Source organism: Pseudarthrobacter sp. Hb11 (assembly GCF_059383655.1).
Map to the genome: position 1 here is coordinate 460,992 of NZ_JBWZCM010000001.1, position 14,435 is coordinate 475,426.

At 62.1% G+C, this 14,435-nt stretch carries 11 protein-coding genes and 2 pseudogenes; 9 read left to right on the forward strand and 4 right to left on the reverse strand.

Going from position 1 to position 14,435, the window contains the following annotated elements; translation table 11 throughout:
* Window positions 1-280: 280 nt before the first annotated feature.
* Complete coding sequence (locus AC50X7_RS02175; RefSeq protein ID WP_494977545.1) at window positions 281-874, reverse strand: lytic transglycosylase domain-containing protein; 594 nt, start codon at window positions 872-874, stop codon at window positions 281-283.
* 259 nt (window positions 875-1,133) lie between these two features.
* Here AC50X7_RS02175 and AC50X7_RS02180 point away from each other — a divergent pair, with 259 nt between their 5' ends.
* Window positions 1,134-1,871 carry a hypothetical protein gene (locus AC50X7_RS02180; protein ID WP_494977546.1) on the forward strand — a complete coding sequence of 246 codons (738 nt, stop codon included), beginning with the start codon at window positions 1,134-1,136 and terminating at the stop codon, window positions 1,869-1,871.
* Between the two features lie 332 nt (window positions 1,872-2,203).
* On the opposite strand, the gene AC50X7_RS02185 is transcribed toward AC50X7_RS02180, so the two are convergent.
* Complete coding sequence (locus tag AC50X7_RS02185) at window positions 2,204-4,117, reverse strand: coiled-coil domain-containing protein (RefSeq protein ID WP_494977825.1); 1,914 nt, start codon at window positions 4,115-4,117, stop codon at window positions 2,204-2,206.
* A gap of 513 nt (window positions 4,118-4,630) precedes the next feature.
* Here AC50X7_RS02185 and AC50X7_RS02190 point away from each other — a divergent pair.
* On the forward strand, window positions 4,631-5,152 hold the full coding sequence (locus AC50X7_RS02190) for an alpha/beta fold hydrolase (protein WP_494977547.1): 522 nt from the start codon (window positions 4,631-4,633) through the stop codon (window positions 5,150-5,152).
* Window positions 5,153-5,383: 231 nt separating this feature from the next.
* Here AC50X7_RS02190 and AC50X7_RS02195 read toward each other — a convergent pair whose 3' ends face one another.
* Window positions 5,384-5,773 carry a heavy metal-responsive transcriptional regulator gene (locus tag AC50X7_RS02195; RefSeq protein ID WP_494977548.1) on the reverse strand — a complete coding sequence of 130 codons (390 nt, stop codon included), beginning with the start codon at window positions 5,771-5,773 and terminating at the stop codon, window positions 5,384-5,386.
* Between the two features lie 522 nt (window positions 5,774-6,295).
* On the opposite strand from AC50X7_RS02195, the gene AC50X7_RS02200 reads away from it, so the two are divergent.
* The 4 genes and pseudogenes from AC50X7_RS02200 (at window position 6,296) to AC50X7_RS02215 (ending at window position 8,383) form a co-directional block, all read left to right on the forward strand.
* Complete coding sequence (locus AC50X7_RS02200) at window positions 6,296-7,072, forward strand: DUF695 domain-containing protein (protein WP_494977549.1); 777 nt, start codon at window positions 6,296-6,298, stop codon at window positions 7,070-7,072.
* Window positions 7,073-7,179: 107 nt separating this feature from the next.
* Window positions 7,180-7,329 (forward strand): annotated as a pseudogene (locus tag AC50X7_RS02205) (MFS transporter); the annotation flags it as partial.
* Window positions 7,329-7,478, forward strand: a pseudogene (locus tag AC50X7_RS02210) (transcriptional regulator); the annotation flags it as partial. The pseudogenes AC50X7_RS02205 and AC50X7_RS02210, both read left to right, overlap by 1 nt.
* Window positions 7,479-7,711: 233 nt before the next feature.
* Window positions 7,712-8,383, forward strand: coding sequence for a response regulator transcription factor (locus AC50X7_RS02215; protein WP_494977550.1), 672 nt, complete (start codon window positions 7,712-7,714; stop codon window positions 8,381-8,383).
* Here the strand turns inward: AC50X7_RS02215 and AC50X7_RS02220 are convergent.
* Window positions 8,370-9,620 (reverse strand): sensor histidine kinase, encoded by a 1,251-nt coding sequence (locus tag AC50X7_RS02220; RefSeq protein ID WP_494977551.1) that lies wholly within the window; start codon window positions 9,618-9,620, stop codon window positions 8,370-8,372. The genes AC50X7_RS02215 and AC50X7_RS02220 overlap by 14 nt on opposite strands.
* Before the next feature lie 1,510 nt (window positions 9,621-11,130).
* Between AC50X7_RS02220 and AC50X7_RS02225 the strand changes: the two genes are divergently transcribed.
* From AC50X7_RS02225 to AC50X7_RS02235, 3 genes are all read left to right on the forward strand, one after another.
* A complete protein-coding gene (locus AC50X7_RS02225) occupies window positions 11,131-11,280 on the forward strand; it encodes a hypothetical protein (RefSeq protein WP_494977552.1) in 150 nt (49 codons plus the stop codon).
* 1,228 nt (window positions 11,281-12,508) lie between these two features.
* Window positions 12,509-12,682: a hypothetical protein gene (locus AC50X7_RS02230; protein ID WP_494977553.1), complete on the forward strand. Its 174-nt coding sequence runs from the start codon at window positions 12,509-12,511 to the stop codon at window positions 12,680-12,682.
* 11 nt (window positions 12,683-12,693) lie between these two features.
* Window positions 12,694-13,290 carry a class F sortase gene (locus tag AC50X7_RS02235; protein ID WP_494977554.1) on the forward strand — a complete coding sequence of 199 codons (597 nt, stop codon included), beginning with the start codon at window positions 12,694-12,696 and terminating at the stop codon, window positions 13,288-13,290.
* Window positions 13,291-14,435 lie beyond the last annotated feature (1,145 nt).

Below are 14,435 nucleotides of genomic sequence, written 5' to 3' on the forward strand. Positions count from 1 at the left end.
CCGGGACGTCAGCGCCATAACTCGCCCCTGTCGAACTCTCCACCAGTTAGCGCAGAAATGCCGTCATCGTAGCCGGGAAGCTTTTGTGTCCCTTGCAAACACTGGAAAGTCCCGAAAACCTGCGGAGTCCCGAGCAGTACACCGGCTGTAGAACGCGATCTGTAGCCAAGTTTGTGGACAATATCCACAACCTTTTCCTTTCGCTTTGACGAATGATTCGTAGACTGAACATCCGACGCTTCTTCGCATGCAGGAAGGCATGGACTAACAGATTGTGGACTCATCCCGCGGTGTCTGCGTTGGCTGCGTATGCCGTGGCCTGGTCACGCACCTGCCGGATGTAGGCATCGGACTGGTTGTAGGCGTAGATCGCGGCGGTCCACCCGTCCGTGGTGGTGAGGTCACGGCCGTCGGCGCACAGATAGGTCGCCGCACTAAGGGCGGCATCATCGATATTGAACGGATCTGCCGTTCCATCCCCGTTCCCGTCCCGCCCGACGAGCTGCCATGTCGAAGGAATGAACTGCATCGGTCCCACGGCCCGGTCCCAGCGGCTATCCCCGTCGAGGGCACCAGCGTCCGTGTCGGCGATAGCGGCGAATCCGTCACCATTAAGAACCGGGCCCACAACAGGGCGGCTTACAAGCCCCTCGACGGTAAGGGTCCCGCCGCCGTACGTCCCGTGTGCTGTTTCGACAAAACCAACGGCCGCCAAAGTGTTCCACCCCATCCCGCAGGTAGGAGCAACAGCACTAACGGTCCCAGCAGCGGCAACATACGCCCGCAGCGCGCGTTCAGGGATGCCGGTCTGCCCTGCTGTCCGCACAAGCCAAGCGGCATCCGGGCTTCTGATGACGTTCACGGCGGTGGTCATGCCAGTGGACAGCTTTTCGAGTTCAACATCCGCGCGAGGCGGTGGAGAAAAGGCACGCCGGGCATCGCCGGGTTGCCCAAGCGCCCAAAACGAAGACGCGAAAATGACACAAACTGCAAACACGACAAAAACCAAGAGGCGTCTGAGACCGAGCACCGACTAATCAAACCATCCCCAGCCCTCCACGGTTGACGAGGGGCTTGCCTCCGCACGAAGTTTTCGCCCCCGGCGCAGGTCCCCCAAGTTGTACTCCGGCCCCTTGGCCCAGCGGGTGGTCCCCTACGCACACACCGTCGCCCACTACCTGGCCAGCGACATCGCCCCCCCTCGGGCAGGCAAAAAGCCCCACGCCGGCACCATCGCCGCGCTCACCGGGGTCCTCGCCGCACAGAGCATCACCATCCGCGACGGACTCTTCGTCGGCGACGAAACCTTCTCCCCCTACGACGGCGAACCCGGCACCAGCCTCGCCCTGCCCATCAACTCCACCCAGACCAGCGCAATCAACGCCGAATTCATCTACCGCGGCAGCTTCATTGAACCCACCGACCGGATCACCCTCCCAACCGCCGGCCAAACAGCAGCCAAAGTGGCCGCCGTCGAACACCACATTCACACCATCGCCTCCCAGCCAACCGACACCGCGCTCCAGCAGGGCAGGAAACTCTGGGCAGGCATGCTCGACTCCAAAACCTTCCCGAGCGAGGACAAATGCCACGCGCTTCGTTGCCAACCTGCAGTTCCCGGCGATCCGCGACCGGCTTATCGCCGACGTCCCAGGAGTCGACGAACCCATGCAACAAATCCTGTTCGCCCAAACCGAAGCCGCGCCGAAATAGTCACGCATCGAATGGGCACAACAACTGCTCCTGCACGCCTACACCCGCACCCGCGCCAAACACGCAGCACCAGTCCTCACGGCCATTGGCTACATCAACTGGTGGGAAGGCAGAGGCAGCAAAGCGCACCACTTCCTCCAACTCGCCCTCGACACTAACCGAACACTACTGCGCTAGCTACTCCAACCTTCTTCGCGGTACCAGCGGCGACTACCCGATTCCCCCCGCAGCCTTGGTTGACAAAAGGTCCATTATCGGCGTTCAGAAATGCACGGGCGAGAGAGCTTACAACTGGCCCTTTAGAAGTTGTCGAACGGTAGAAACGTGCTGTGAGGCGCACCGAGGGCCAGGGCTGGTGCTGTGGTTCTCGGGCAGGTCGTGCAAGACCTCGTGGAGTGTGAGCGCGCGCGGTCCGTGTTGCATCGCAGGGTAGACAGCGAAGCGCCCCAGGAGAGTCGGCTCCGGGGGCGCTTCTGGGCGTTGCGGTCAATTAGGCGAGGCACCCGCCGAGCCCGATCGTCCCGTCGATGACGGTGATGCGGTCCAGGGCTACCTTGTACTGGGCCTGCAGGCGGGCGACGACGACCTTCTGGGCGGCGACGGCGTCGCGGTTGACCTTCTTGGCGCTCTCGAGGGTCCGCAGGGTCGCGGACTCGGTGACGATCTTGGCGTCGAGAGCGTTCAGGTCGGATTTGGCGGCGGTCAGGGCCGCCTCTTTGTCGCTGATCTCCTTATTGAGCGTGTTCAGCGAGTTTTGCAGCGGGGTGAGCTGGTTCTGCAGGGACAGGATCGCGTTCTCGGCAGCGGTGATCGAGGTGTTTAGCGTGTCCAGCGTCGTGACCTGCTTGGCGACCTCACCGTCGAGTCGGGTGACCTCGGCGGTCTCGTTGGTCACCGCGGTGTTGGCGGCGGTGAGGGTGGCCTGCAGACCGGGCAGGGCGTCCTCGAGCGCCTTGAGCTCGCCCTGCTTGGCGGTGGTCTCCGCCTTGGCGGCGGTCAGGTCTCCGGTCAGGCCCGGCAGGGCAGCCTCGAGCGCAGCGATTTCCGCCTTCTTCGCCGTGACCGCGGTGTTGGCGTTGGTCAGGGCGGTCTTTGCGGCGGTCTGGTCGGCCTTGGCGTCGGCCAGGGTGGAGGTGGCACTGGTCACCTGCCCGTTGGCGCCGGCGAGGCTGGTCTGCAGGCCCGGGAGCTGCTGCTGCAGGTTGCTGCTCTCCTGCTGCTTGGCCGACAGCTCGGAGCTCAGGAGGGCAAGCTGGCCCTGCAGCTTCGTCAGGTCGCCGTTCAAGGCGGTGATCAGCGCCGTCTTGTTGGTAGCTGCCAGCTCGGCGGCGGCGATCTCCGCCTTCTTGGCGGTGATCGCCGCGTTCAGCTCCTGCTTCTTCTTGTCCGAGTTGCCCTTGAGTGCAGCGAGCTCGGCCTCCAAAGCGGTCAGCTGCGTCTTGAGCGCGGCTGCGTCGGCGACCGGCGTCGCGTTCGCGCCGGCGATCTCCTTCTCCTTGGCGGCGATCCCGGCGTTCTTGGTGGTGATGTCACCCTGCAAACCCGCGATTTCGGTTTTCAGCACAGGGAGCCTGGCCGCGATGGTGCCGATCTGCTGGGTGAGGGTCGTCACGCTCTGCTCGGCCAGGCGCAGGTTCTCCTCAGCCCTGACCACGGTGGCGGTCGCGGCGGCGGCGTTGGTGTCTGCAGTCTTGGCGGTCGCCTCCAGCGCCGGGAGCGCCGCCCGGGCGTCGGTCAGGTTCTTCTCCGCCGCGTCCACCAGCACCTGCGCCGCGTCACCCTGAGTGACCAGACCGGCCAGCTCCTGTGTGGCCTTCTCGATCGCGGTCATCTGGTTGTTGACCATGGTCTGCGCTGCCGTCGCCGCGCCGGTCAGGGTCTGCAGGCGGGTCGTCGCCGCGGCCAGGTCGGCCTCCTTAGTCGCCTTGTCGGCGAGGGCCTGGGTTCTCTTCGTGCTGAGGTCGGTGAGCTCAGTCTGCGCGGCTGCGAGCTGTGTCTGCAGCGTTGTGATCTGGTTCACCAGCGTCGTCTTCTGGCCCTGGAGCGTGGTCAGCTCGGTGTTTGCTGCAGCGATCGCGGCAGCCAGCGTGGCCTTGTCGGCCTCGAGCTTGGTCAGTGACATAGTCACCGTGTCGAACTTACCGACGAGCGTGGCGTACTGAGCGTCCAGCGAGGCGATCTCCTTCTCCGCTGCGGTGATCTGTGTCGTCAGGGTGTTCTGCGTGGTGACCAGCGTGGCCCGCTCGGCGGTCAGCGTCGCGATCTGCTCAGCGTTCTGACGCCCCGCGGCCTTGAGTAGGTTCGGCTGCACGTTCCCGCGGTGCGCGAGTTGGTTCGTCACACCGTTGCAGATGCCCGATACAGGGGCGGTCTCGGCCGACGCCTGCGGCGCGAGAACCAGCATGCTGGTCAAGACACCCGGCAGGACGACAGCGCTTGCAACGCGGTGGACAAGGACGGCTTTTGCACTAGTGGCGCGCACAGTTACTCCTGGTGATTTCGCGGTAGGTCCGGTCGCGACGCGAGCCGAAGCTTCCTTGCTCATGGCGTGGCTATAGCGGGTTTGGCTTAGCGGCGCCTTCTGCTCAGCGCCGCCAAGCACAGAGACCGTCAGGGGTACCCCAACCTGATCCTGGCTAACTGATCCAGCTTTCAGTTGCACTTCCGTGCATTCCAGGTCTTACCCGCACCACTGTCCACTGCCCGGATCAAGACCCGCCACAGTAACCGTCAATTGTTCATCAAGATCCAGCCCACCCAGATAAAGGTCACGACAGGAGGAGGTCAAGGTTGAGGGTGGTGCACCTGCCCGAATCTGTTACCTGCCCAGAGACAACAACGCCCGAGCCTAAGAGCCCGATGGCTTTCACCTACGCGGAGAGTTCACCGAGTGGTACGGCTGCAACCACATGTACGCGTGGCCTGCCGTACCGCCGCAGCGGTCGATCTGCCCGCCGTGCTGACGGCAACGTGGGCGGGTTTTCGCGGGAAAACTTTTTTCTCCGATACCCGCCATGAACTGAAAAAGTTGCGCACCAGCTGCCTCGTTCTGCAGTGCTCCGACGATCGGCTTGCCCCGCCGGAAGTGGGCGCCTACCTGCACAAAGATCTGGAACACAGCACCCTGATGCAGCTTCGGGCCACCGGACATTGCCCGCATCCCAGCGCCCCGGAGGAAACGCCCCGGGCGGTTCTGCACTACTTCGACACCTTCTCGCAAGAGACGCCGCCAGCCAACCACGCTCAACCCGAAGCCTTCTTCCTGCCCGCACTAAGGAAGCTGGAGCGAAGCCCTCCACTGCCGGTCCAGCCCCACGCCACGGAAGACCGACAGCTTGGAAAGGGTCCTTATCGGCGTTCGAATAACGGCCCAGCGTTTCGACGCTACGCGCCTTCCCGATTAAAGGCTGTGCTTTTGTCGCCGGAGGATGCCGATTAAGACCAGGGATCAAGGGCCCAGCACCGCCGACTGACGCCGTGACACTCCTAATGGTCCGCCGTCCTGCTTAACTGCGCTCCCCTTGCCAGATGTATAAGCCACAAGACTTAGTGATGATCCACGCGCTGCGGTGAGTGTGGAAGACCTCCGACTGGAGTGGGGCTTGTCTAAATATTCAATCCCGTAAAGGGAGGTCTTCAATGTCCGAGAAGAGGCAACGGCGGGGGTGTTTTAGAGGTAGCTGCAGATCCGTGCGGACTCGCAAGCTTCGGGGTTGGCGGCGGTCACGGTGCGGTGGAGTTCGGCAACTGTAGTCCTGAGGGCGGTCAGTTCGGCGATTTGCCGGTCCAAAGCGTGCAGTTGCTGGGTCAGTTGGTCTCGTACCTGTGTGCACGGGGCGTATCCGGCGTCGCGAATCTGAAGGATTTCCTTGATCTGGGCCAGTCCCAGGCCGGCGTCTTTACTGCGCCTGATGAATTCGAGGCGGCTGACCGTCGCCGGGGTGTATTCGCGGTACCCGCTGTCGGAGCGCCCAACGTGAGGCAGGAGACCTCGTTCTTCGTAGAACCGCAGGGCCTTCGTCGTCATACCAGCCGCGGCGGCCGCCTCCCCGATACGCATGTTCCTTACCTTTCGACTGATTCGACCGGCTTCTGACCTTCCGCCATAGGGGAATGTTAGCCTCATCGGCCCGCGCTCCGGGGAACAGAGCTTGACCTTCCCCCACGGGGAGGGTTGAGAGTCGGTGAGGACATGCATTCACGCAGCACCGGGATGAGTTCCGGCGCCGCTCAACCCGGGAGGTATCGTGACTGAGATCACCGAACATGAGTTTGACCTCGAGTCCCGCGCCGAAGTGAGCTGCCAGATGTGGCTCCGTGACGGCAGCCAACAGTGAATATTCAACGGCGGAACGATACAGATCACATGCACGCTATCTATGCATTCTGGCGGTGGTGGTCAGCAGAAGGTGTGGGGCACCTCAGTGATGCCGTCACGACAGGTGATTACCGGGACCTTCCGAACACTCTTGATGCCATGGTCACAGAGATCGGCCCCGGACTCGGCTGGGGGACCGGTCCGGGCATCCATGCAAAGCACCAACTCTGCGTCTCTGGCGGTGGTGATCCCAGACTGCGGGTTTTGACCGAACGATGGCGGCGGGCGGCTCCCCCGGCCACGCCGATATGGGAATTCGCCGCGGCCAGGCAGCCCCAACCCGGTATGTTCGCCGTCAACGTCGAAGTTGCCGGGACATCGATCAACGCTGGCCTGAGCCGGGTCTCCGTGACCCTGGACATGGAACGGGCCGTTGCCCACGTCTGCATCCACCACCCGGTCTTCCCCCGGCTAAACCCCGGCAACCGCCACCAACTCGCATGCCTTCTGCTGGACTGGCTGCTCGGAGAAGACAACGTCGAACGATGGATCGGCACCATCAACACCGTCGAGACCCCGCCCCCGGACAGCCTGCCAGCGACAGACCTCCCCGGGATCATCGAAGCCATGACCACCCGGCACACGCACACCGGCTGGACCCTGAAGGACGCCGGAAGATCCCCGGGACCGCGCACGATTGTGAGAACCCTGCGTCCCCTACGGTGGATCGACCATCCCTTGCTGGACCTGCACACGGCCATCCAGATCGGTTACCCGCAGACCCGGCACGACGGGTTACCGGACTACGACGAAGCAATAGACCTCCACCGAATCGAAGCGGACCTGGCCGCAGCCCTCGGACCCCGAGGTTTGCTGGTCGCTGCCCACACGTCAAATGGCTGGCATACCCTGCACTACTACACCGACTCCGAAGACCAAAACGACCGGGACATTATCGACCGCTTTGCTGAAACCCGGCCGCACGTCGAAGTGACCCACACCCACGACCCCGGATGGGCTTTGATCCACCCGCTCACTTAACTGCATTCTCCAAACGCCGGGAATCCCCCCGGGTACAGTGACGCCCATGGCAACTCGAACGCCCACCAGCTCCCGGGCCGTCGAGTTTGGCTAAACGGCATCGTGGCCTCCTCACCCCGTCGTCGCGGCTTCTACGCAGCGCCTCAACTGAGGAGAACCGACAGTATGTGTTCACCGCTCAGTTCTCCCTCTCGCATGCCTGCTACATCATCACCTACCCTCTCGCCGGCTGGTTCGGCGCAGCCGCAGGGCTCGGTCCAAGCTCCGGCTGAGCGGCCTGGCAGACACCCGCAAGGACGGCCGGCACGTCATGTACTCCCTGCTCGACGGACACCTGATCCGGCTGATCCAGGAAACCAGCAACCACGCAGACCACCAAGTCACCGGCGAACCCGCCCACGCCTAGCCACACCCAATCGCCCTTCCCGAAGGGGGCCGGCTTCACCTTCGTAAAGGCAGGACTATGACCCGACACGCGCCCCTGCGCTTTGTGCGGACCGGGTCGGAGTAAATTTTGCTTTCCCTGCGAACCACGGAGCGTCATCTCTTCGGAGGCTTCATCCGGCAACCTTCTGGACTCTTCATTCGCTCAGCCGCACACTGATGCTTGTCGCAGTACAGCGAGAGGATGTCAAAACGGTGCGGGTTCTGCTTGTGGAAGACGAAGTTCTCCTGGCTGAGACAATCAGGCAGGGGCTGACGGCCGCCGGCTTCGTCGTGGACGTTTCCCATGACGGTGTTGATGGTCTGTGGGCCGCCACGGAGAACGTCTATGACGTCGTCGTACTTGATGTGATGCTTCCGGGCATGCATGGTTACGCGGTTCTGAAGCAGTTGCGGGAGCGGCAGAACTGGGTGCCGGTGCTCATGCTGACGGCTAAGGACGGTGAATACGACCAAACTGATGCCTTCGATTTGGGGGCGGATGACTACCTGACCAAGCCCTTCAGCTTCCTGGTGCTGGTCGCGCGGCTGCGGGCAGTCATCCGCAGAGGGGCGCCGGAACGGCCGGTGACTTTGGCAGTGGGTTCGCTGAGGCTGGACCCGACAACGCGACGCGTGACGCGGAACGGCCAGGACGTCTCCCTGACTGCCCGGGAGTTCGGTCTGCTCGTCTACCTGATGCGCAAGCCGGACGAGGTCTTGTCGAAGGCTCAGATCCTCGAGAACGTCTGGGACCCGGAGTTCCGGGGCGGGGACAATGTCGTTGAGGTGTATATCGGGTATTTGCGGAGGAAAATTGATGAGCCGTTCGGCCTTAACTCGCTTAGGACGATACGGGGCATGGGGTACAGACTCAGCGCCGATTAGAGTCTGGTGGGCACATCGGCAGGGGGCACGGCGCCAGCCGGGCCGTTGGTGGGAAACTGACCTCAAAGCGGCACCAGCCCTGTGAGGTCTCGGTGGCAATAACCCGGCCATCGTGAGCCTCCACGATGCCACGGGTGATCGCAAGACCCAGGCCGCTTCCGCCCTGGTGGCGTGACCGGCTTTCGTCCAGGCGGACGAACCGGCCGAAGATCCTTTCCCTGTCGGCCACCGGTACGGGGGTTCCATCGTCATCGATGGTTACAACCACTGTCTGAACCATGACCGACAGCTTCACGGCGATGGTCCCTGCGGCATGGCGGTCGGCGTTGTCGAGCACGTTCCGAAAGGCCTGACTCAGCCGGAGCGGATCTCCTGCAATCTTGGCCGGAACCAGGTCAGCGACGATCCGGTGCTTGCTCGTGGCGTTTACCCTGCGCAGTTCAGTGGCCAGCACATCGTCGAGGTCGACATCTTCACGGCGCATGACCAGTCCTTCGTCGTCCGCCTTGGACAATGTTAGGAGGTCTTCCACTAGGCCCTGCAACCGTTGCGTCTCTTCGGCAAGGATCGGCTGCATGCCCCGCCAGGTCTCCCCGGAGGGGTCAGCGGTGGAGATGTCCAAGCCTGTGCGGATTGTCGTGAGCGGGCTCCGCAATTCATGGCTGGCATTGGTGATGAACTGGCGTTGCCTTTGATCGGCTGTTTCGATCCGGTCCAGCATGGAATTCATTGTGACGGCCAAGGCCTCCAGCTCGTCGCGTGTCCCCGGGACGTCGACCCGCTCGCTCAACCTTGCTGCGTCTATGTGGCTGACTTGTCTACGGATCGTGTCCACCTGGCGCAGTGAACGCCCGACGAGGAAATGCACGGACAGGCCCACCACGCCCAGCAGCAGTGGCATGCCAACCAGTAAAAACCCGCTGACAATCCGGACCGTGTCCGATTGGGGCTGAATCGTCCTCCCCGCCAGAACCCAATACTTGCTGTCCTCGTCATCGACGCCCAACACCACAAGGTAGCGCTCGTCTGCGTCACCTAGGAGTCCGGGCGCCGAGACGTTATCGGACGCGATCTGCTCGGCAGCCGGTCTGAGAGAACTGAGCGGAGCCGCCAATAGCCCGGGCTCCGTCGCCCCGATAACAGTCCCCGTCTCGTCGATGATTTGCACCAAGGGGTCTTTATTCACAGTGCCGGCGACCGCCAGAATGGCTTCTTCGGCATCGTGGCCTTCCATCATGACCGCTACGTCCTGGACCCTGGTCCGTAGCATGCTGTCGGTACCGGAAACTAGCGCCGACTCCAGTGTCAGGAGCAGCAGTAGCCCTCCGGTCAGCATAGCGACGGCGACGACGGCCACCGCCGCGGCAGTGGACTGCCACCGGAGTCCACGCCGCACCTCACGCCCTCGCCAAGTTTGCTCTAGTACCCGCACCGGAAGCGAAGCGCCGGACGACGGACTCGGTTGAACCATAGTCCAAGGATTCAACCTGAACCGTCACGATGCAATGAGGGCCTATGCCGGTCTCAGGCTCCTCTCAGGAGCCTGGCCGCATCATGGAAGGGAACGCTTCGGCGACCGAACACGCCCGAACCGCGGCGTCAAAGTGGCTCACTTTTTAGCCCGCGAAATGGCTCACTTTTCGACCATCCTGACAATTCGTCAAGTACCTGCAAGAGAGGAAGTTTGAAATGGAGATATCGAACCAGTGTCCGGTTGCTGGCTGCGGGGAGACAGGAGTGAAGTTATCGCCTCATCATGACCCATTTGGACCAACTACTTTTGACGTACTAGCGGCCCGACGGATGGAACTTGCCTGTCCGCTTCATAGTGAACTCCTGTGGGGTCTATACAGGAAGCAGGTAAGTGCAGCCATGATTGCTGCTTCCCGACGTGGAACTGCTGCTGCGCATACTGATGCTGTAGCAAGAGTGTCATGGTGTCTGAACTCCCACAATGACGCCACATCAAAAGCAATCGCGTCTCTACTGGCACTGGAAGAGAGCGCATAAATGCTCTTCACCCTTGGAACCCCGCTTCGGCATGTTCTTTACGGTTGCGTGGTTATTGGCCACTGAGAACTGGAAGGCGGACGGCGGACGCGCGAATGTCGGGCAGCAGGCCGTCAGCGTCTCGGGTGGCTGACTCCCGGTGAGGTGGCGCGGGGCCTGGCTCTGGCGGAGACAACCCCTGGCCCGTTGATCATGGTGGTCCAGTTCGTCGCGCTCCTTGGGGCGTTCCACGACCCCGGCCCCTCGGGCCTTGGGGCGGCGCGCTCCTCGCAGCACTGCTGACCATATAGGTCACCTTCGTGCCCAGCTTCCTGTTCATCCTCCTCAGCGCCCCCTACGTCGAACGGCTCTGGCAGGCGTGCACTTTTACGCGATCAGCAGGTTCTGTTGGCTCTGCCCACTCTCAGCTTCTTCTCAGGCGTTATCGGGGATTATGGAATAACTCCCGATGGATGAACCTGCCAGCTTTGACCAGCGGGATGGACAGTCGGGTCGGGCACGACCATCCCCCCAGTGGCGCCCGCTCCGGCTGTCCAACACTTGCATTCTTCCCGCTGGCTGCCGCGTGAATCACTGCTAATTCCAGCCACGTCGCCTCCTTCCAAGAGGGGACGATGGGGCTGGACATTGGGTGTTTTTATGGGTGGTCCCGATGAATTCCAGGTTTGTCCAGCACCCTGAGCTGCATGCCAATATTGATCCGGAGTAGCCCAAGACTGAAAGTTGAGGGGATAGTGATGGCTGAAAACCCACAGCGACCTCCATCGAGCGTGGTGCTTTGGATCGTGATGATCCCGCTCGCGGCGGTTATGGTGGCCGCGGTCACTTTCATTGTTGTCACTCAACTTGTCCCTGTCATTGGCGAAGTATGGGAAGCGTTGTTCTAGACCTGACCTTAAGGGACGAGGCCGTCGGCCCCCGGCGTGCGGGTCCCTTCCGGGCGATCGGGGAGGTGCTGCCGGCCTGGCGGCTACTTCATGTCAGGCCCGCACCAGCAGGGCGAGCAACGCTTCGCCCGACCCTTGTGGGAGGCTTTGCCGGGGCCGATCCGTCCGAATACAGCATGTGGGAACAGTCGTGGCGCGAAGGGGTTCTATCGAGTTGAAGTACACCCCAACCTGGCGTCAACATCGCCTGACAAGGGAGGATTAGTCCTGTGGGCGGGGTCTGACTTGTTCTCGGCGGCCCGCCCAGTCACGATGTGAGACAACCACCGCCTGCCCCAAACGGGCTTTACTAATCCAGGTTCTTTGGGCTATTTTGGCGATTCTCGAGCTACCCACCCCCGCTTCCTTCCCCTCCGACTGGCAAAGTGACGGAGCCAGAACTACTCGCGATTAGCTGCGACCCCAGAGTGCTGGACATGACTATGTCCAGTTTGTCCGAAGTAGAGCTGGCCAGGCTGCTGGACGCCCTCTACCGAGACTTGGATACCTTGAGACCGGAAAGGTCGTTTATGGCACGGACAGCTCCTCGCGACTGGAAGGCATGCTCCGGTGCAAGGGCCGGGTATCCCGCTTCCAGGAAACGCGTACCGATTACTCGAGCTCCCAGCAAGTAGAGATCGTAGGGTTATGACAGGAGCTGGCGGCGACGGTGTTCGCCTGAGACCACGAACGCCTCCCCCAGCCGTCGCCAGCTCCCACATGTCGGATGGGCAGTAGGCTCCCTCCCGAGGCAAAGCTCAAGATTTGAACAATAACTTTCATTGATGGACAAGTTTGCTTCCGTCCCACCCCATGGCTTTCTAAAGTGTGCTTACACGCACGGTCAGGGTTATATCCATGATTACAAACGTCAAGGGGGACGGATGAGCGCAAGTATTCCGCTCGTATCCAAGGAGGCAAATACCGAGTTTCCGCCGAAGGACCGGACTCCTGTTCCCACTCCACCCAGGAAAATCTCAGCCAGAATTCGCTCAGTTCAACAACAAACTCGGCATTCTATGCGCCGGGAACATGAGGTCCAGCGGGTGATCCGGGATCTCGCGGCCCTTGCAGCCAGGCATCAACCGCAGGTTTCATAGGCCGATGGCAACGATCGTGGGTCTTGAGGGAAACTGTTTGGCTCCCGGCGTCCCGTAGCCTTTCGGCTGATCGACGTCAGAGGCCGAAGATGGAAAAGCGCGGGTTTGTTGCCCCTGTCCCTGCCCCCATGATGGCCGCCGCAGAAGTGGAGCCGGCCATGCTCCCGGGCCTGGCACTTCTCGCCGGGCTCCTCGCTGCTGGCATCGCAGTACCGTCAGTGGTCGCCATGAGGATGCGTCGCCTGGAGCGCAGCCGCAAGTAGGCACACGAATTTTGGAAACACAAAAAAGGCCCAGCCAGCGCCGGCCCATCCGCCGGCGCCGGCTTGCCGTTCCTGCCGTGGCCGGAGCGGGCCTGGCGGCCGCTCTATTCCTGACGCCGTCAAACGCTGTTCCCCCGAACGACGGCGGCAGCGCCGCCGTCGTTCCTTCCACTGCTCCTGCTCAGGTGAGCACCCCAAGGGCCACTGCTGCCCGCAGACCGGCTCCGCCCGCAGCAGCAGCGCCCTTGAAGATTTCGATCGAAGCCGCAGGCCTTGACGTGCCTGTGCTGCCGCTGACGCCCAGCGCGGAGGAGTTGTCTTCAGAATCGCTCGTGCCGCCGCTCACGGTGGATGCCTACTGGCTCACCAGCTACGGGGTGCCGGGCGCAGGCTCGACTAACACGACGTACATCGTGGGGCACAGCTGGGACGGCAGGGACGCCCCGTTCAACCGTCTCAGCGACAACAGCCTCGTCGGCAAGGCGGTCACCGTGACTACCGCGAAGGGGACGCTGAAGTACGTGGCGGACTCATTGATGACGTACGACAAGAACACGCTCAAGGACAGCGACATCTGGAACAACCGGGTGGATCACTTGGCCGTTTGAAAGGAAGGCAGGGAAGCCATAGGGACGACTGCGCTTCCATAGGCTAGATCTAACTGAGCTTGCCCATATAAAGAACCCTCTACGGTCCTCGCTTAACCACTTCGAGGACGTGGGCAAAGTTCTGTTCGAGTGTGGGCTCCGGGATAGCCAGGCGTCGCAACGCGACTCGAACGCCGCCGGCGTTAGTCGGCGGGGGCACCATGGCATCCGAAGTAACTGGCATATATTCTGCGTACCTTCGCGGCATTCCCCCTGGCAGTTTCTGCAGAGGTTCGGCGGGACCTTCGGGGATGCTCATGCGGTCATCCTAAGCGCACCCATTTCGCGTTGGTCAGATCCCCGGGAACCGAACCTCGCGAGACAATCGTGGGCCGAGAAACGAGCACTAGTCGGAACCGCCGCAGTGTAGACAGGTACTTCCTCCTCGAACGTTCGCGCCAGTCATGGTGGGTCTCGGCTTTCCGGGCATGGTCCCGGTGCGAGCCCGTCGTCGCGCACAACTCGTCCAAAACCTGTTTCTTCGCCCCGCGGTCCGAGCGAGCGTGGCGGGTGGCAATCGCCTTAGTGACAGCACGGCGTTTGCTCATCGAAAGCTCCATGGCTCACATTGCCGAAACGGCGGGCACCATCTCCGGCGGACATGCCGCTACGCGGGCATTCTCAGATGACTCTTCGACTACCGCCAAGCGGACATCTTTGATGAGTCAACGCGGGTCCTTGACACCGGCCAACCTGCAAGCTGTAATGGTGGCCTCTACTCAGCAGCCCTCACGGGATGGGATCTGCCATGGACGAGTGACCAACACGGAACTGCGCTGCCGACTCGGGCGATGCCTCGAAATACACTGTCGCCCTGGCCCAGACTTGGTCACTACTCTTTTGGGCCCGGGGACGCCACGTTTCCGTAGTAGGGAGAATCTGATGTTAGGCACCAAAACACGTCTCGCTGCAGTATCTTTAGCCGTCCTCGGAATGACGGCCATCACCCCACCCGCTAACGCGGCCCCCGCCACGCTCGTGAGCGTGGGGCCCGGATCCCTAGTCGCTGATGGAGCCTCGGTCGATGTTCCGGTGACGTTTATTTGCGACACGGACCCGACCCGTCTCATCGCTGTTCCGATCGTCGAGGTCAATCAACGAGTCAG

Coding starts and splice junctions, on each gene's coding strand:
- AC50X7_RS02185 (WP_494977825.1), bottom strand. CDS start 4,117: ATGCTGGTTCTCGCGCCGCAGGCGTCGGCCGAGACCGCCCCTGTATCG.
- AC50X7_RS02175 (WP_494977545.1), bottom strand. CDS start 874: ATGACCACCGCCGTGAACGTCATCAGAAGCCCGGATGCCGCTTGGCTT.
- AC50X7_RS02195 (WP_494977548.1), bottom strand. CDS start 5,773: ATGCGTATCGGGGAGGCGGCCGCCGCGGCTGGTATGACGACGAAGGCC.
- AC50X7_RS02220 (WP_494977551.1), bottom strand. CDS start 9,620: ATGATGGAAGGCCACGATGCCGAAGAAGCCATTCTGGCGGTCGCCGGC.
- AC50X7_RS02225 (WP_494977552.1), top strand. CDS start 11,131: ATGGCTGAAAACCCACAGCGACCTCCATCGAGCGTGGTGCTTTGGATC.
- AC50X7_RS02230 (WP_494977553.1), top strand. CDS start 12,509: ATGGAAAAGCGCGGGTTTGTTGCCCCTGTCCCTGCCCCCATGATGGCC.